This is a genomic window from Mesorhizobium sp. M1A.F.Ca.IN.020.03.2.1 (assembly GCF_004023205.1).
Lineage (GTDB): Bacteria > Pseudomonadota > Alphaproteobacteria > Rhizobiales > Rhizobiaceae > Mesorhizobium.
In genome coordinates, this window is record NZ_RZSV01000124.1 from 1 (window position 1) to 16,287 (window position 16,287).

Sequence of the window (16,287 nt, forward strand, 5' to 3'; positions counted from 1 at the left end):
GTTTTCCACCGGGGCCATTTCAGGAAAATGCGATGCGGCTTTCCATGCGGAATTGCATGACAACAAGGAGCGGAATCAGGGCTCCGGACCTAGGAAAGGAAAAACCATGAAGGAGTTCCAATGCGGGACACTCGTCCCTGGCTGCGATTGGCACACGCGCGCCGAGGAGGAAGCCGAGGTCATGCGCCGCGCCGTCGAGCACATGCGTGAAACCCATGGCGAAACCACCATCCGCGAGACCATGATCGAGGCGATCCGCTCGCGCATCCAAAAGGTCCGCGACGCGGCCTGAGGCATCGGGTCACCGTTTTCGGACGACCATTGGCAAAGCCGGCGAGTTGGATGCAGCATCCGGCGCACCTCGCTTCGTTTGCGTCTGATCGCTGGCAACGGCTTGGCTTCGCCGAATTCAAGCAAAAACTTATATTCGTACCGGCTTGGATAACCCCGCGGTAACGGTCTCCATGCGATCGTCGCGCATGATCCGGGGACCGCGGCTGCCCGAGGAGCCGTCCGCCACAAGGCGCGTCTGGATCCGATGGGGCGAGGTGCTTCGCGCATGCGCGAAAGATCCAACAAACGAGACGGTTTCGGCGCAGCCGCACTGTTGCTGTGCGTAGTCGTTGGCGCCTCGCCGTCGATGGCCCAGGAAATGACCACGTCGCTCGTGAACATCCATCAGGGGTCATGGCTCAGCGACCGCGCCAGAGCTCTCGGCAATGGCGGCTATGAGCTGCAGGACGGGAGCTGGGTCTCGTTCAATCGTTGGTACCACAGCGATTGGGTCGACATGCACGTCGACTTCATCACGCAACTTACCGAAGACAGCGGCTTTCTGTGGGGAGTGGGAACCGGGGAACAAGCCGAAAAGTACCGCATCGCGCCGAGCCTCAAGCTCGGTTTTCTCACCCAGACCCATCCGAGCCTCAACAGCACTCTCTCCCTTTCGGTTACCTCGACCTTCGGCGGCAACCTGAGCGAAAAGCCCTGCGTGGCCGACTACGGGGATCTGGGCACCTACAGCGTCAACTGCCGGCTTGCAGCCGGGGAGACGGCGCCTGAGGACACGCTGAAATATCTGGTTAACGCTACCCCCGAAAGGCTGCGCCTGTGGCTCAACTACCGTGTTACTTTCTGATCGCCGGGATGCCGCGCATGAGAAATCTTCCTGCTCCCGAACTTCGCGATCGTCCGTCCTCGTTCCTGCTTTGACCGGGAGTAAGACCATGTCTGGTAATTTCTGGAAGCTCGGCATTGCCGCGGCACTGACCATTCTGCCGGCATGCCTGGCGTCGGCGCAGGAAGCTCTCGACGCGGACCAGGCGGCCGCGCTGTGCCACGGCGGCGGGTCCATATGCGTAAGCGCAAAGATACCGGTTGCGCGAACGACACAAGCGGTGCAGAGCTGGATGAGCCCCGATGTCGGCGCCGCGTGGGCCGCTGGCTACAAGGGTAAGGGCGTCACCATCACCATCGTCGACGACTTCAGCAGTTCATCGCGCTTCTCCGGCAATTTCGGCATCGGCACGCAATATCAGCGGCACGGAGAGTGGACGCGCGAGGAAGCAAGCATGATCGCTCCTGCGGCGACCATCCGCTCCAAGGACTTCTCGACGGGTTCGGCCGTCCCGCTGGCAAGTGGCCGCAACGTCCTCAACCTCAGCTACGGCATGTACGCGAACGCGGGTTACAGCGTGAACCAGATCCGCTGGGCCCCGGAGGAGCAATCGATCATCTCCTACGCCAGCAAGGGATCGGCCATCGTCTCGAAAGCGGCTGGCAACGATTCGGTTGCGGTCGGCGGCGTCACCAGCGGACAGCAGGATTATCTCGATCTCGCTCTGATCGGCAAACCGACGGCGATCTTTGTTGGCGCGCTGTCCACAAACGGCACGGCGTCAAACAAGGCTCAGCTTGCCTGGTATTCCAATTACGCCGGCTCCGACCCGACCGTGCAGAGCCATTTCCTGGTGGTCGGCGTCGAAGGCGACAAGACCGGCCTTTACGGCACGTCGTTCGCCGCGCCTATCATCTCCGGATATGCCGCAATAATCGGCAGCAAATTCACCAAGGCGACCCCGGTTCAGATCACCAACGACCTGCTCAACACGGCTCGCACCGACACGCTGGTCAACTACAACCCCTCAGTCTACGGCAAGGGCGAGGCAAGCCTTTCGCGTGCCCTGGCCCCGGTGGCGATACGCTGAGCGGCGCCACGATGTAGGACTGATCTAAGCCTCGAGTGCCTGCGCGGCGCGTTTGAGCAGTGCGCCGCGATCCATGGCGAATGCTGAATCCACCCATTCCCTTTCGAGATTCTTCAGCGTGGCGCCAAGCTTCGGGCCGGGCGCGGCGCCGAGCTCGGTCAGGTCCGCGCCCTTGATCGGAAAGCTCGGCTTTTGCCATTTCAAGGCGAAGCCGAGCAGGCGCGAGAAACCGCCGGCTTCCATCATCGCCTGATCGTCCTCGATGGCCCCTGTCCGCGCGGCGGCGAGCGCGAGCCGCAGCCGATCGACGAAGCCTTGGCGGTCGCCGAAATAGAGCCTTTTCGACAATTCCGTCTCGGTCGTCTTGGGTTCAGGCGGAACCGTCTGTGCCCAGTGCCGCAGGCGCTCCCCCTCGTCGGTCGAAAATCTCAGCCTTTCGGCAAGCGTCTTCATGCGCGCGGCATCCGGCGGAACGACGGCCTCCAGCCTGAGCAGCGGATCGGCATCCCAGCCGAGACCCTTTTCGGTCCTGACCAACCCGTGGATGGCGTCGATGCCCCATTTCTCGCTCTCCGGCAGCACGGCGGTGAGGACGCCAGCCTGGCGCATCCACAGCAGGGCGCGCGAGGGGTCGGGTGCCGAAAGCAGCTTCTTCAGTTCGGACCACACGCGTTCGGCCGAAAGCCTGCCGAGCCCGTCCTTCAGCCTGGCGCAGGCCTTCAAGCCCTCGGCGTCGGGCCGGCCGTCGCCATACCAGGCGAAGAAGCGGAAGAAGCGCAGGATACGCAGATAATCCTCGCGGATGCGCGCTTCCGGATCGCCGATGAAGCGCAGCCGCCGCGCCTCGATATCGGCGACGCCGCCGACAAGGTCGACGATGGCGCCGTCGGCTTCGGCATAAAGCGCATTGATGGTGAAGTCGCGGCGCGCGGCGTCGGCCTTCCAGTCGCGCCCGAAGATGACTTTCGCCCGCCGACCGTCGGTCTCGATGTCGGCCCTGAGCGTCGTGACCTCATAGGCCTTGCCGCCGGCGATTGCCGTGACGGTGCCGTGCTCTATCCCTGTCGGCACGGTCTTGAAGCCGGCTGCCTGGGCGCGGCGGATCGTGTCCTCGGGCACCGTCGTGGTGGCAATGTCAATGTCGGCCACCGGCTGGCCGATCAGCGCATTGCGTACCGCTCCACCGGCCACCCGCGCCTCCTCGCCGCCCTCCTTCAGCGCGGCAAGCAGCTTCTGCAGATGCTTTTCGCCCAGCCAATCGGCCCTGCCCGAGAGAGACACCTCAGCGCTCACGCATAGAGCCTTTCATAGAGTGTGCGGATGATGCCGGCGGTGACGCCCCAGATCCGCTGGCCGCCATAGGGCATCTCGTAGAAGAACCATTCGAGGTCGTTCCACATGCGGCTGTCGCGCGCGTGGTTGACAGGGTCCATCAGGAAGCGCAGCGGCACCTCGAAGGCGGCGTCCACCTCGTCGGCGTTGAGCATCAGCGAAAAGCCCGGCCGCACCACCGAAAGCACCGGCACGATGCGGTAGCCGCTGCCGGAGACATAATCGGGCATGCGGCCGACAATTTCGATGTGATCGCGGTCGAGGCCGATCTCCTCGAAGGTCTCCCGCAGCGCTGTGGCCTCAGGACTGGGATCGGTCGGATCGATGGTGCCGCCGGGAAAGGCGACTTGGCCGGAATGGCTGCGCAGCTTCTCCGCCCGCTTGGTGAGCAGCACCGTGGCGCCGTCGGCGTGATCGACGACCGGGATCAGCACCGCGGCGTCGCGCAGCGGTTTTATATGCTTCAGCCTGGGATGCCCTGGATTGAAGCGGTGGTCGCCGAACTCGTCGCCGGATTGGACCTCGGCCTGCGCCGCTGCGCGGGCGCGAAAATCCGCGATCGAGAACGGCACCGGCGCCACCTGGTCCATCACGCGCTTAGCCGGTCGAGCTTTTCGGCCGGCATGATCGGATAGACTTCGCCGCCGGAGCGGACGGCGAACATTGCCCTGCCGCAGACGTCGATCACCTCTCCATGCTCGACCAATTCGTACATCACCGGCCGTGCCACCAAGGCTTCCAGCCGCCCGCGCACCAGCACATAGGGCTTGAGCCCGCCGGTGGCGTCCTCGTCGACGAAGCGCAGCGGATGGCCGGGCCCGGCGGTGACCACGTCCCCGACATTGGTGCGGAACGTGATGACCTGGCCGTCGCCGGTCCCAGACACGTTCATCTCGACGGCGATGAAGGGCGCATCGGCGACGCGGATGCGGACGCGCTCCACCGGCGTCACCAGATAGGTCTTGCCGTCGGCGTCCTTGCGCAACACGCTGGAAAAGAGCTGCACCAGCGGCATGCGCCCGATCGGCGTGCCGAGGTAGAACCAGGTGCCGTCGGCCCTGATCTCCATATCGAGGTCGCCGCAGAAGTCCGGATTCCAGCGCTCCACCGGAGCCGGCCCCTTGCCGGCGCGCGCCGCTCGCGAGATCAGCGCCTCCAGCCCGCGCGCCTCGGTGGCGCTGGTCAGGCCCTTTTCACCGGATTCTGTGCGATGCGTCATGGTCACGAAATAGTCACTGTTGTCCGGATTGTCAGCCTTGTCAGCCCAAGCCTGTGATTTAAGTTCAATCGCAGGCGCCGGGCGAGGCCGAATCGCGGCATTCTGCGAATCGAGAATGCAAGCCGGTATTTCCAACCACAAGGATCGAACGGCATGAGCGTGATGATCAAGGAAAGCCCGTTGAGCGACAAGGCGATGATCGAGCAGGCCGAGAAGGCGCTGTCCGACATCTCCAAGGTCCGCGACGCCGTAGGCCGCGTTATCTTCGGCCAGGAAGCCGTTGTTGAGCGCACGCTGGTTGCGCTGCTTGCCGGCGGGCATGCGCTCCTGGTCGGCGTGCCAGGCCTCGCCAAGACCAAGCTGGTCGAGACACTGGGCATCGTGCTCGGCCTCGATTCCCGCCGCATCCAGTTCACGCCCGACCTGATGCCGTCCGACATCCTCGGCTCCGAAGTCATGGAGCAGGATGAGCTTGGCAAACGATCCTTCCGCTTCCTCCGCGGGCCTATCTTTTCGCAGCTTTTGATGGCCGACGAGATCAACCGAGCCTCGCCGCGCACCCAGTCGGCGCTGCTGCAGGCGATGCAGGAATATCACGTCACCATTGCCGGCGTTCGCCACGACCTGCCCTCGCCCTTCCACGTGCTGGCGACGCAGAACCCGCTGGAGCAGGAAGGCACCTATCCGCTGCCGGAAGCGCAGCTCGATCGTTTCCTGATGCAGGTCGACATCCTCTATCCGGAGATCGAGGCCGAACGCCGCATCCTGCTCGAAACCACCGGCGTCGAGGAGGCCAGGGCCGACAATGTGCTGCAGCCAGCCAGGCTGAAGGAAATTCAGACGCTGATCCGCCGCATGCCGGTGCCCGAAAGCGTCGTCGAAGCGATCCTCAAGCTGGTGCGCTCGGCTCGTCCCGGTCAGGGGATTGCCGACACCGACAAGCATGTCGCCTGGGGTCCTGGTCCGCGCGCCAGCCAGGCGCTGACCCTGTGCGCCCGAGCACGCGCTCTATATGATGGCAGGCTGGCGCCGTCGGTCGACGACATCCGTGCCCTCGCCGAGCCGGTGCTGCAGCATCGCATGGCGCTGACCTTCGCCGCCCGCGCCGAAGGCACATCCGTGCGCGACGTGGTGGCGAAACTGGCAAAAGGCATCTGATGGGTCGAATAGGCGAGGTCCAGGCACCGGTTGCGACGCGCGACGCGCTCGCCCGTGGCCGGTTGCGGGCCTCTCTGGTGCCGGATCTGCTGGTCGAGGCGCGCCGCATCGTCAACACGGTGATCGCCGGCTGGCATGGCCGCCGCAAGCGCGGCATAGGCGAGAATTTCTGGCAGTTCCGCCCCTATGTCGAAGGCGATGCCTCGCGCATCGACTGGCGCCGCTCGGCCCGCGACGACCACACCTACGTGCGCGACCGCGAGTGGGAGGCGGCCCATACCGTCTGGCTCTGGTCGGACCCCTCCCCATCGATGCTCTACAAATCCTCGGGAGCCGGCGTTTCCAAGGAATCGCGCGCGCTGGTGCTGGCGCTTGCGTTGGCCGAGCTCCTGTCGCGCAGCGGCGAGCGCATCGCCTGGCCGGGCCTCACGGACCCGTTCACTGCCCGCAACGGCGCCGAACGCATCGCGGCCCAGCTCAGCCATGCCGGCAACCCGGCGGCGAAGCCCGATCTCTCCACCATCCGACGCTTCTGCGACATCGTCATCGTCAGCGACTTTCTCGATCCGGTCGAGGAAACCATGGCCTGGCTCGACGTGCTCGCCCGTCATGGCGTGCGCGCGCACCTGATCGAGGTTGCCGACCCGGCCGAGGAGACCTTCCCTTATGCCGGCCGCACTGAATTCACCGATCCCGAGACCGGCGACAAGCTGACCGCCGGCCGTGCCGAAACGCTTAAAGACGAATACCGCCTGCTCTATATCGCTCGCCGCCAGGAACTCGCCGGCTGGTGCAAGCGCCTCGGCTGGAGCTTTACTGTCAATCATACCGACCGCCTCGCCTCCGAGGCGCTCGTGCGCGTCCACATGGCGATGACCGCCGACAGCAGCCGTCCGGGTCTGACCTCGGGTCATGCCGGGCTGACCGCCGGTGGCGGTCATGCAGGGCTGACCGCGGGCGGTGATGCCGGAAAGGCGGTCGCATGAGTTGGCTGCCGCTTTCCTTCGGCGCGCCGATGGTGCTGTGGGGGTTGCTGGCCCTGCCGGTGATCTGGTACCTGCTGAGGCTGACGCCGCCCAGGCCGCGGACCGAAGTCTTTCCGCCGCTGAGAATCCTCGCCCGCGTCCTGAGGCGCGAGGAGACGCCGCATCAAAGCCCCTGGTGGCTGACATTGCTTCGCTTGCTGATGGCCGCCCTTGTCGTCACCGCGCTCGCCGAGCCGATCTTCAATCCGCGCGAAAAGCTGCCGGCCGAGGGCTCGGCGCTCGCGCTGGTCATCGACAATGACTGGGCAAGCGCCGCCGACTGGGGCAAGCGCGTCGCCACCGCCGAGCGGCTGATTGCCGATGCAGGCTCGAACGGCGTGCCGGTCGTCATCGCCTTTACCGCCGAGAAGCCGAATGCCGAGATCGGCCCCTTCGATGCATCGGCCGCACTCGACCGGCTGCGCGCGGCAAAGCCGCGCCCGATCCCGACCGACCGCCCCGCCGTCTATGCCCGCGTCGCAGCCACTTTGGAGCGCCTGCCCGGCGCCAGCGTCGCCGTGCTTGCCGATGGCCTTGCCGCCACCGGCGACGAAGCGGCGTTCAAGACGCTCCTGGAAAGGAATGCCGCGAGGCTGGTCTGGGCTACCTCGGACCGGCTCTCGCTCACCGGCCTGACCGGCGCCGACAATCAGGTCGACGGCTTCACGCTCACCGCCATCCGCGGGCCGGGCGATCCGGCGCCGGCGCAGGTCACCGCGGGCGCCTTCGACGACAAGGGCCGCCGCATCGCCGACGCGGCTCTGACCTTCGCGCCGGGTCAGGCCACCGCCACCGGAACGATGAAGGTGCCGTTCGAATTGCGCAACGACTTCGCCTCGATAGCTCTCGATGGCGAGCACCAGGCCGGTGCCGTTCGCGTGCTGGACGAGAGCTCCAAGCGCCGCCGCGTCGGTCTGCTTTCGCAGGCCGAGGCAGACCAGGCGCAGCCGCTGCTGTCGCCGCTCTATTACATTCGCCGCGCCTTGCAGCCTTTCGCCGATCTGGTGGAGCCGTCGAGCGCCGATCTGGCCGATGCCATTCCGCAGCTTCTCGACCAGAAGCCGGCGATGATCATCATGGCCGATGTCGGCACCATCCCTGCGCAGGTCCGGCAACGGCTGGTCGACTGGGTGAACAATGGCGGCACGCTGGTGCGTTTTGCCGGTTCAAGGCTGGCTGCCGCCGGCAACGACGATGATCTCTTGCCGGTCCGGCTGCGCAGCGGCGAGCGCGCGCTGGGCGGCGCGCTTTCGTGGACGACGCCGCAACCGGTCACCGAATTCCCGAAGAACGGCCCGTTCGCCGACCTCGCGCCGCCGACGGAGGTGACGGTCAGCCGGCAGGTGCTGGCCGAGCCGACGCCCGACATCGTCGAGCGCACCTGGGCGACGCTTGCCGACGGCACGCCGCTGGTCACGGGCATGAAGAAGGACAAGGGAACGCTGGTGCTCTTCCACGTGACACCGGAGGCGACCTGGTCGAACCTGCCGATCTCCGGCAGCTTCGTCGAGATGCTGAGACGCATAGTGCAATTGTCGCGCAACCAGGGCGCCGCGGTCGCCAATGCCGAGGCGGCCGCAGCATCGCTGGCGCCCTATCGCATGATCGGCGCCGACGGCGCGCTGGTGCCGCCGACACCCGATGCGCGGCCGCTCGTGCCCGCCGCCGGCCCGCTTCCAGTGACGCTGGAAAACCCGCCCGGCGTCTACGGTTCGGAAACTGGCGTTTTCGCGCATAACCTGCTCAACGCCTCGAGCACATTCACGCCGCTTGCTCGGCCACAGGTCTCGCTGCCGGTGACGGCCATCCCTTACGCCTTCGACGAATCGGAGAACCTGAAAGGCCCGCTGGTCACATTGGCCCTCTTGCTGATGGTGCTCGACACGCTTGCCGTGTTCTGGATGGGTGGGCTATTTTCGCGCCGGCCGCGCCGCGCCGCGGCGACCGCTGCTGCCCTGCTGATCGTGTTCGGCGGGCTCTTCGGCCACGCCGATTTTGCCCGCGCCGATGATTCGAAGCCGGGCGATTCCCAGGCCATCGAGGACATTTCGAAAACTCGGATCGCCTATGTCATCACCGGCGAGCCGGGCGTCGATTCAATCAGCCGCGCCGGCCTCGAAGGCCTAACCCGCTTCCTGATCGAGAAGACCGCGCTGGAACCCGGTCCGCCGGCGGGCGTCGACATTTCCAAGGACGAACTGACCTTCTATCCGCTGATCTACTGGCCAATCGACGCCACCGCGCCGATGCCCAGCGAAGCCGCGATCGCCCGCATCGACGCCTATATGCAGCAGGGCGGCACGGTTCTCTTCGACACGCGCGACCAGTTCTCCAACGGCATCGGCGCCGGCTCGGCAAGCCCGGCCACCGAGCGGCTGCGCGATATTCTCGGCAATCTGAACGTGCCGCCGCTGGAGCCGGTGCCCTCGGACCATGTGCTGACGAAGTCCTTCTTCATCCTTCCCGAGTTTCCCGGCCGCTTCAACGGCAGTCCGCTCTGGGTCGAAGCCTCGCTCGATGCCAGCAATACCGAGAACCGTCCCGTGCGCACCGGCGACGGCGTCTCCCCGATCATGATCACCGGTAATGATTTCGCCGGCGCCTGGGCGGTCGACGAGAACGGCGATCCGATGCTGCCGACCGTGCCGCCGGATCCGATGCAGCGCGTCTACGCGCTGCGCGCCGGCGTCAACATCATGATGTACATGCTGACCGGCAACTACAAATCCGACCAGGTGCATGTGCCCGTCCTGCTCGAACGGCTGGGACAGTAGTTCATGAACTGGTCGATCTCCTTCGAGCCGCTCGTTTCCTGGCCGCTGTTCTGGGTCGTCATCGTGCCGCTCGCGCTGCTCGCGCTGGCTGGCCTGTGGTTCCGTCAGCGCGGCTCTGTCCTGCGCGTCATCGCCCTGCTGGCGCTGGGCGCGGCACTGCTCAATCCCGTTTTCCTCGATGAGGAACGCGAGGCATTGAAGAGCGTCGTCGCGGTCATCGTCGATCGCAGCCAGAGCCAGGACATCGGCGACCGCACCAAGCAAACCGACGAAGCGCTGACGGGCCTTCAGCAGCGCCTCGGCCGCTTCAAGCAATTCGACGTCCGCGTCGTCGAAGCCGGCAAATCCGAGGCCGCCGATGAGCGCACGGAAACCAGGCTGTTCGGCGCGCTGGAAAGCGCTTTCCGCGATGTGCCGCCCTCGCGCATCGGCGGCGCCATCATGATCACCGATGGCGAGGTGCATGACGCGCCGGCCGGCGCTCCAGAATTCAACGCGCCGCTCCATGCGCTGATCACCGGCAACGAGCACGAGAAGGACCGCCGCATCCGCTTCGAGAACGCGCCGCGGTTTGGCCTCGTCGGCAAGCCGCTCGACATGAGCTATCGGGTCCTTTCCACGGAAGGCCGGGGCGGCCCGGTCGACGTGCGGGTCTCGGTCAATGGCGAGCAGGTCTCTGTCGAGCATGCGACCATCGGTCAGCCGATGAAGCTTGAAGTCACCATTCCCAACGCGGGCCGCAACATCGTCCAGCTTTCGATCGACCACGAGCCGGGCGAGCTGACCGACACCAACAACCGCGCCATCGCGCTGGTCGACGGCATTCGCGATCATCTGCGCGTGCTTCTGGTCTCCGGCGAGCCGCATGCCGGCGAGCGCACCTGGCGCAACCTGTTGAAATCCGACGCTTCGGTCGACCTCGTCCACTTCACTATTCTGCGACCGCCGGAAAAGCAGGACGGCACGCCGATCAACGAGCTGTCGCTGATCGCCTTCCCGACGCGCGAGCTGTTCGTCGAGAAAATCAAGGATTTCGATCTGATCATCTTCGACCGCTATCAGCACCGCGACGTGCTGCCGATCCTGTATTACGACTACATCTCCGAATATGTCGAAAAGGGTGGCGCGCTGCTGATTGCCGCCGGCCCCGAATATGCCGGCGAAAGCTCCATCGCCCGAACGCCGCTGATGTCGGCCCTGCCCGCGATGCCGAGCGGCGAGGTCGTCGATAAGGCCTTCTATCCGCGTCTCACCGATCTCGGCCAGCGCCACCCGGTCACGCGCGGGCTCGACGGCTCCGCCGCCGATCCGCCGCGCTGGAGCCGCTGGTTCCGCACCATCGGCGTCAAGAATCCCGAGGGCGCGGTGGTGATGAAAGGGGCCGACGACCGCCCCCTGCTTGTGCTCGACCGCAAGGGCGAGGGCCGGGTCGGCATGCTGCTTTCCGATCAGGGCTGGCTGTGGGCGCGCGGCTTCGAAGGCGGTGGACCGCATGTCCAGCTCTATCGGCGCATCGCCCATTGGCTGATGAAGGAACCCGAACTTGAAGAAGAACGGCTGACCGCCGACGGCCGCGGCATGGTGCTGGAAATCCGCCGCCAGACGATGAGCGACGATCCCGGCCCCGCCCAGGTGATCACGCCTTCCGGCAAGACGATGACGGTCAAGCTGGAAAAAGCCGAACCAGGGATTTTCACGGGCAGCCTGCAGACCAGCGAGATCGGCCTCTATCAGGTCGGCAACGGCGACCTCACCGCGCTTGCCCATGTCGGCCCGATCAATGCGCCTGAATTCGCCGATGTCGTTTCCACCGAGGACAGGCTGAAGGCGCCGGCCGAGGCGACCGGCGGCAGCGTGCGCCGGCTCGCGCCATCCTCCATGCTTGGCGATCTTGCCGGCGGTGTGGCATTGCCTTCGATCGTACCGGTCCGCTCCTCGGGGGCGGCATCGGGGAACGATTGGATCGGGCTGCGCACCACCGACGACAGCACGCTGAAGGCCGTCTCGCGCGTGCCGCTGTTCGGCGGCTTCCTCGGCCTCGGCTTGCTGCTCCTGGCCATCGGCTCGATGTGGTATCGAGAAGGAAGGTAGAGCCTTTTCCTTCTCCCCCTTCCGGGGAAAGGTGCCCGAAAGGGCGGATGAGGGGCGGCGCGCAACAATCAAATACGGCGCTTGCCCCCACCTTGCTCGGCCGGCGGCCTCGCTTTCCCTCTCCAGGACACGGGCGAGGCAGAGCCGCCCTACTCTTCCGGCTCGGTCGTGAACAGCAGCGGATAGCCCTTGGCCTTGCCGGCGTCGGTTGCTCGCGCGGCCTTGGTCTCGGCAACGTCGCGCGTGAAGACGGCGACCACGCAGACGCCGCGCGTATGCGCAGTGATCATCACGCGATGCGCCTGATCCTCGCTGAGCCTGAACTCGCCTTTAAGCACCGTCACCACGAACTCTCGCGGCGTGAAGTCGTCATTGACCAGGATGACCTTGTAGAGCTTCGGCCGCTCGGTCTTCGGCTGCGTCTTGGTACGCGGTTTGAGGACGGTCTCAGGCATTGGAATTCACCAGCTGGAAACTGGGTCTGGCTTGCACTCCCTCAGGCAGGGAAGCATTTGTCCATTTGTCCGCTGGAGGGCGGAGAATCGAGGGACGATGAAGGCTTATGTGGGATAGCGCTGTTTGCGCTTCAACGCCCCTGCCGACCGATCGTGCGACGCACCGTCGTCCATGTTGGAACCGCGCTCCATGAACGCGCCAATCATCCAGGCGGCGAAGCCGATCAGCGTCGCGCCCGTCAGCACGATCAGGACCCAGCTCTGTGCCGGCGTGATGTAGTCGAAGCTCGATGAGATGGCCGGCGCGAAAAGTTCCGGCTCGGTCCTGCCGCTGGCGGGATCCGGCACTGGGCTGGCTGTCAAGATGATCAGCGCTCTTGCTGCCCCGGTGGCAACCAAGCCGCCGAGAGCCAGCGAGCGCATCATGGACGAAAGCCGCTTCTTCATGCGGATTGTCCTACGGCACCGGCATTGCGATCGGGTTAAGGAAGTGGCGCGGCGCAAGCTGCCGGTGTCAGGATTCGGCCGCTGGAAACCGCCCCGGCCGGTTTCGGCCGGAGCGGTCTTGAAAGATCAGGATCGAAGCCTGGATTAGGACTTCTTCGCGTCCTTCTTCGGGGCCTTCTTGACCGGGCACTTGTGGGTCTTGGTCACCTTGCAGGCCTTCTTGGCGGCGACCTTCTTCGGAGCGGTCTTCGCCGTAGCGTCAGCGGCCGGAGCCGTGGTCGTGGTCGAGGCGGCCGGAGCGGCGGTCGTCGTGGCGGCGGCGTTGCTGACAGCCGGCATCGAGAAAGCGAGAGCAACAGCGAGGCCGAGGGCGGAGAGGAGGGACTTTGTCATGGCTTCATTTCCTTTTTCATGCGGGTCGAGGAGTTGAGCGTCACTGAACCGGGTCGATCGGTGTCACTCCAAGCAGCTTCAAAGCGTTTGCGAGCATCCGGATGCCCTGCGCCTGTTTCTTGGCAGCGCAGAACCGGTTTCCCTTTCTTTGAAGTGCCTTCGCCGCGGTGACCTGCGTTGCCGCGGCATGGGTTTCGAGGGCTTCGTCAACTTGACGGTTGAGATTGGTGCAGCGCTCGGTCCGGGTCAGCGGCGTTACCTTTGCGTTGGAGGCCCCGACTGCGGCTGTGATGAGCGACATGCTAAGCAAAGCACCCATCACGCTGATCCAGAACCTCTGCATCGGTCTTGCCCGTTACTCCGGAAACTTGCGTCGCAGCCGATGACCTGACCGCCACGCCACCAGTTATGCCCTTGAAATTTTTCACGAGTTTTTCCCGAGTGTAGAATTTTGTTTCTGAATTGTTTCTGGGGAAGCCATTCCGTCCCACGTCGCCGCCACTGGCCAAGATGTGGCCCGAATTCTATCGTGTGGGTGATCACAGAAGGGCAGCTTGGCTACACAAATCGCGGGGTTCTCGTGAAATCCGACTCGCACATACTGATCGTCGATGACGACAAGGGCATACGCGACCTGCTTCAGGAGTTTTTCCAGAAACGGGGGCTGCGCACGACAGTGGCCGCCGACGGCACCGAGATGGAGTCGATCCTGCGCCGGGCGCAGGTCGACCTGATCGTGCTCGATGTGATGCTTCCCGGTAAAAGCGGGCTGGAACTGTGCCGCGAGATCCGCGCCAATCACACGACACCGATCATCATGCTGACCGCGGTGACCGAGACGACGGATCGCGTCGTCGGGCTCGAGATGGGGGCTGATGACTATGTGCCGAAACCCTTCGATCCGCGCGAATTGCTCGCCCGCATCCGAGCGGTGCTGAGGCGCAACGGCACGGCCGAGCCGCGGCGGCCCACAGCCAAGCAGATCTACCGCTTTGCCGGCTGGACCATGGATTGCTCGCGCCGCCGGCTGACGGCGCCCGACGACGTGCGGGTGGAACTGACGATGGCGGAGTTCAACCTGCTGCAGACCTTCGTCAAGAGCGCGCAACGCGTTCTCACCCGCGAGCAGCTCATCGAGTTGTCCGGCGGCGACACCGGTTACAGCTTCGATCGCAGCGTCGACATCCTGGTCAGCCGCCTGCGCCGCAAGATGGAGGACGATCCCAAGACGCCAAAACTGATCTTGACTGTTCGCAGCGGTGGCTATCAGTTTCTGCCCGAAACGACCTCCGAATGAGACGCTTGCTGCCGCAAACCCTGCCTGTCTGGGTTTTGCTCATCGTCATTGCCGGCCTGATGATCAGCCAGGTCGCGACGCTTTATATCGTGGCGCGCGACCGCGCCGCCGCCAACGATGTGGTTGATCTCTACCGGCTGAACGACCGCGCCTATTCGCTGGTGCAGCTGATGCATGACGCCACGCCTGAAGAACGCAAGGCGACCGCTTCCGGTCTGTTCAATGCCACCTACGCACTGACCGTTTCGGACAGCCCCGCCGTCACTTCCTCGATCGCCGGCGATGACCAGCTAGCCGAGTTGGAGGACATCCTGGTCGGCCGCCTGTCCAAGTTCGGCATCACCGACGCGCGTGTGCGGCGCGATCCGGCAACGCAGGAAGCCGATGTCCCGGACGGTCAGGTGATGAACAAGGATGTCGGCCAGGTCGAGCGCGATCTGCTGGTGCTGGCCGCGGATTTCGCCCAGAGCGACAAGCTGACGGCGTCGCTGCGCTTTTCCGACGGCCAGTGGCTGAACTTCACCGAGCCGATCACGCCGGCTGGGCCGATCCTGAGTTGGGACAGCCTGCCGCTCTATTCGCTGATAGCGGGACTGATCATCGTGATGTCGATCTGGTCGCTGCGCCGGCTGACCGCACCCTATCGCATGATGGAGACCGCGGTGAACCGCATCGGCAAGGACCTCAAAAGCCCGCCCATCGCCGAGACCGGCAGCCGCGAGATCCGCGCCGCGGCAAAGGCGGTCAACGCCATGCAGATGCGCCTGCGCGACTATGTCGAGGACCGCGAGCACCTGGCGGCGGCACTGGCGCATGATTTGCGCACGCCGCTGACCAGGATGCGATTGCGTCTCGAGCTGCTGCGCAAATCGCCGGCCCGTGAAGCGCTGGCGCATGACCTTGCCGACATCGAGAGCATCGCAAGCTCGGTGATCGACTTCGCCAAATTCGAGGTCACCGAGGAAAAGGCCGAGCGGATCGACTTCTGGTCGCTGGTGGAGGCGGTCGCCGACATGTTCGAGGACGCTTCGTTCGACGAGGACGCCACGCCTTCGCGCGGCCTGGTCTGCATCGCGCGGCCGGTGGCGCTGCGCCGCTGCATCACCAATCTAGTCCAGAACGCCGTCACCTATGGCAAGAAGGCGCATATCGGCGTGCAGCGCTCTGGCGATACAATCACGCTCAGCATCCGCGATGAAGGGCCGGGCATTCCGCAGGCAAAGCTGGATCAGGTGTTCGGTTCCTTCGTGCGCCTCGAACAGTCGCGCAACCGCGAGACCGGCGGGCTCGGCCTCGGCCTGACCATCGCCCGCAACATCGCCCGCGGCGCCGGCGCCGAGATCAGCCTTTCCAACCATCCCGGCGGCGGCCTGCTGACGGAGCTGCGCCTGCCGCTGGCAGCTTGAGTCAGCAAGCGCTTTCCCGGCTGCTCCAGAGGACTGGATCAGCCGCGCCATCCTTGTGATAGTGCAGCCCGCCCTAAAGCGCCGTGCGTCCTCCAGGACGCGGGATGCTGTAGCACTTCAATTTGGTGCATGACCCTTACCGAACCGAAGGTCAGCGACGCAAAAATCGATTCTGATTTTCGGATCCCCGCACGAGGAACCGAACCATGTTCTACGCAATCCTTGCCTATCACGTCGAAGAGACCGTCCAGTCCTGGACGCCCGACGAGGATGCAGCCGTCATGAAAGACCTGCTCGAGATCAACGACAGGCTGACCCGCGCCGGCAAGCTGGGCCCGGCGGCAAGGCTGGGGGAGACGGCGAAAGCCGTCACGCTGCGCGGTCCGGGCGACGGCATGGTGATCGACGGCCCCTTTGCCGAGACCAAGGAGCAGTTGCTGGGCCTCTATGTGCTGGATTGCGCCAACCAGGACGAGGCGATAG

The 16,287-nt window shown here is 65.0% G+C and carries 17 protein-coding genes; 10 read left to right on the forward strand and 7 right to left on the reverse strand.

Going from position 1 to position 16,287, the window contains the following annotated elements:
* Window positions 1-106: 106 nt before the first annotated feature.
* From EOA79_RS19370 to EOA79_RS33210, 3 genes are all read left to right on the forward strand, one after another.
* Window positions 107-292: a DUF1059 domain-containing protein gene (locus EOA79_RS19370; RefSeq protein ID WP_066994310.1), complete on the forward strand. Its 186-nt coding sequence runs from the start codon at window positions 107-109 to the stop codon at window positions 290-292.
* A gap of 267 nt (window positions 293-559) precedes the next feature.
* Window positions 560-1,138 (forward strand): hypothetical protein, encoded by a 579-nt coding sequence (locus tag EOA79_RS19375; protein WP_095823278.1) that lies wholly within the window; start codon window positions 560-562, stop codon window positions 1,136-1,138.
* An 88-nt stretch (window positions 1,139-1,226) separates the two neighbouring features.
* Window positions 1,227-2,207, forward strand: a complete 981-nt coding sequence (locus EOA79_RS33210) for a S8/S53 family peptidase (RefSeq protein ID WP_095823279.1) — start codon at window positions 1,227-1,229, stop codon at window positions 2,205-2,207.
* 24 nt (window positions 2,208-2,231) lie between these two features.
* Here EOA79_RS33210 and EOA79_RS19385 read toward each other — a convergent pair whose 3' ends face one another.
* The 3 genes from EOA79_RS19385 to EOA79_RS19395 are packed head-to-tail and all read right to left on the reverse strand — an operon-like array spanning window position 2,232 to window position 4,758.
* Window positions 2,232-3,500, reverse strand: a complete 1,269-nt coding sequence (locus EOA79_RS19385) for a CCA tRNA nucleotidyltransferase (protein WP_095823280.1) — start codon at window positions 3,498-3,500, stop codon at window positions 2,232-2,234.
* The gene (locus EOA79_RS19390) at window positions 3,497-4,129 is read right to left on the reverse strand and encodes a CoA pyrophosphatase (RefSeq protein WP_066994302.1); all 633 of its coding nucleotides are present in this window, start codon (window positions 4,127-4,129) and stop codon (window positions 3,497-3,499) included. Before EOA79_RS19390 ends, EOA79_RS19385 begins: the two co-directional genes overlap by 4 nt.
* On the reverse strand, window positions 4,129-4,758 hold the full coding sequence (locus EOA79_RS19395; RefSeq protein WP_095823565.1) for a DUF1285 domain-containing protein: 630 nt from the start codon (window positions 4,756-4,758) through the stop codon (window positions 4,129-4,131). Before EOA79_RS19395 ends, EOA79_RS19390 begins: the two co-directional genes overlap by 1 nt.
* A 153-nt stretch (window positions 4,759-4,911) precedes the next feature.
* On the opposite strand from EOA79_RS19395, the gene EOA79_RS19400 reads away from it, so the two are divergent.
* From EOA79_RS19400 to EOA79_RS19415, 4 genes are read left to right on the forward strand one after another with little or no spacing between them, the layout of a single operon-like run.
* On the forward strand, window positions 4,912-5,916 hold the full coding sequence (locus EOA79_RS19400; RefSeq protein WP_095823281.1) for a MoxR family ATPase: 1,005 nt from the start codon (window positions 4,912-4,914) through the stop codon (window positions 5,914-5,916).
* Window positions 5,916-6,902: a DUF58 domain-containing protein gene (locus EOA79_RS19405; protein WP_127217485.1), complete on the forward strand. Its 987-nt coding sequence runs from the start codon at window positions 5,916-5,918 to the stop codon at window positions 6,900-6,902. The genes EOA79_RS19400 and EOA79_RS19405 overlap by 1 nt, the downstream gene beginning before the upstream one ends.
* Complete coding sequence (locus EOA79_RS19410) at window positions 6,899-9,715, forward strand: DUF4159 domain-containing protein (protein ID WP_095823283.1); 2,817 nt, start codon at window positions 6,899-6,901, stop codon at window positions 9,713-9,715. Before EOA79_RS19405 ends, EOA79_RS19410 begins: the two co-directional genes overlap by 4 nt.
* Window positions 9,716-9,718: 3 nt before the next feature.
* Window positions 9,719-11,806: a hypothetical protein gene (locus tag EOA79_RS19415; RefSeq protein WP_095823284.1), complete on the forward strand. Its 2,088-nt coding sequence runs from the start codon at window positions 9,719-9,721 to the stop codon at window positions 11,804-11,806.
* Between the two features lie 149 nt (window positions 11,807-11,955).
* Here the strand turns inward: EOA79_RS19415 and clpS are convergent, their stop codons facing one another.
* The 4 genes from clpS to EOA79_RS19435 all read right to left on the reverse strand — a co-directional run bounded on the left by clpS (window position 11,956) and on the right by EOA79_RS19435 (window position 13,444).
* Window positions 11,956-12,261 carry an ATP-dependent Clp protease adapter ClpS gene (clpS, locus tag EOA79_RS19420; protein WP_067326504.1) on the reverse strand — a complete coding sequence of 102 codons (306 nt, stop codon included), beginning with the start codon at window positions 12,259-12,261 and terminating at the stop codon, window positions 11,956-11,958.
* A gap of 105 nt (window positions 12,262-12,366) precedes the next feature.
* Window positions 12,367-12,708: a hypothetical protein gene (locus tag EOA79_RS19425; RefSeq protein ID WP_245322261.1), complete on the reverse strand. Its 342-nt coding sequence runs from the start codon at window positions 12,706-12,708 to the stop codon at window positions 12,367-12,369.
* A gap of 144 nt (window positions 12,709-12,852) precedes the next feature.
* Window positions 12,853-13,101: a hypothetical protein gene (locus EOA79_RS19430; RefSeq protein WP_066994288.1), complete on the reverse strand. Its 249-nt coding sequence runs from the start codon at window positions 13,099-13,101 to the stop codon at window positions 12,853-12,855.
* Window positions 13,102-13,141: 40 nt separating this feature from the next.
* Complete coding sequence (locus EOA79_RS19435; protein ID WP_066994286.1) at window positions 13,142-13,444, reverse strand: hypothetical protein; 303 nt, start codon at window positions 13,442-13,444, stop codon at window positions 13,142-13,144.
* A 237-nt stretch (window positions 13,445-13,681) separates the two neighbouring features.
* On the opposite strand from EOA79_RS19435, the gene EOA79_RS19440 reads away from it, so the two are divergent.
* The 3 genes from EOA79_RS19440 to EOA79_RS19450 form a co-directional block, all read left to right on the forward strand.
* Window positions 13,682-14,398, forward strand: a complete 717-nt coding sequence (locus EOA79_RS19440) for a response regulator transcription factor (RefSeq protein WP_066994281.1) — start codon at window positions 13,682-13,684, stop codon at window positions 14,396-14,398.
* Window positions 14,395-15,804, forward strand: a complete 1,410-nt coding sequence (locus tag EOA79_RS19445; RefSeq protein WP_127335123.1) for an ATP-binding protein — start codon at window positions 14,395-14,397, stop codon at window positions 15,802-15,804. Before EOA79_RS19440 ends, EOA79_RS19445 begins: the two co-directional genes overlap by 4 nt.
* A 206-nt stretch (window positions 15,805-16,010) precedes the next feature.
* Window positions 16,011-16,287: YciI family protein (locus tag EOA79_RS19450; RefSeq protein WP_164893886.1), on the forward strand; the 277-nt coding region annotated here is incomplete at its 3' end.

Coding starts and splice junctions, on each gene's coding strand:
- EOA79_RS19390 (WP_066994302.1), bottom strand. CDS start 4,129: ATGGACCAGGTGGCGCCGGTGCCGTTCTCGATCGCGGATTTTCGCGCC.
- EOA79_RS19435 (WP_066994286.1), bottom strand. CDS start 13,444: ATGCAGAGGTTCTGGATCAGCGTGATGGGTGCTTTGCTTAGCATGTCG.
- EOA79_RS19430 (WP_066994288.1), bottom strand. CDS start 13,101: ATGACAAAGTCCCTCCTCTCCGCCCTCGGCCTCGCTGTTGCTCTCGCT.
- EOA79_RS19370 (WP_066994310.1), top strand. CDS start 107: ATGAAGGAGTTCCAATGCGGGACACTCGTCCCTGGCTGCGATTGGCAC.
- EOA79_RS19400 (WP_095823281.1), top strand. CDS start 4,912: ATGAGCGTGATGATCAAGGAAAGCCCGTTGAGCGACAAGGCGATGATC.
- EOA79_RS33210 (WP_095823279.1), top strand. CDS start 1,227: ATGTCTGGTAATTTCTGGAAGCTCGGCATTGCCGCGGCACTGACCATT.
- EOA79_RS19405 (WP_127217485.1), top strand. CDS start 5,916: ATGGGTCGAATAGGCGAGGTCCAGGCACCGGTTGCGACGCGCGACGCG.
- EOA79_RS19415 (WP_095823284.1), top strand. CDS start 9,719: ATGAACTGGTCGATCTCCTTCGAGCCGCTCGTTTCCTGGCCGCTGTTC.
- clpS (WP_067326504.1), bottom strand. CDS start 12,261: ATGCCTGAGACCGTCCTCAAACCGCGTACCAAGACGCAGCCGAAGACC.
- EOA79_RS19425 (WP_245322261.1), bottom strand. CDS start 12,708: ATGAAGAAGCGGCTTTCGTCCATGATGCGCTCGCTGGCTCTCGGCGGC.
- EOA79_RS19445 (WP_127335123.1), top strand. CDS start 14,395: ATGAGACGCTTGCTGCCGCAAACCCTGCCTGTCTGGGTTTTGCTCATC.
- EOA79_RS19410 (WP_095823283.1), top strand. CDS start 6,899: ATGAGTTGGCTGCCGCTTTCCTTCGGCGCGCCGATGGTGCTGTGGGGG.
- EOA79_RS19375 (WP_095823278.1), top strand. CDS start 560: ATGCGCGAAAGATCCAACAAACGAGACGGTTTCGGCGCAGCCGCACTG.
- EOA79_RS19395 (WP_095823565.1), bottom strand. CDS start 4,758: ATGACGCATCGCACAGAATCCGGTGAAAAGGGCCTGACCAGCGCCACC.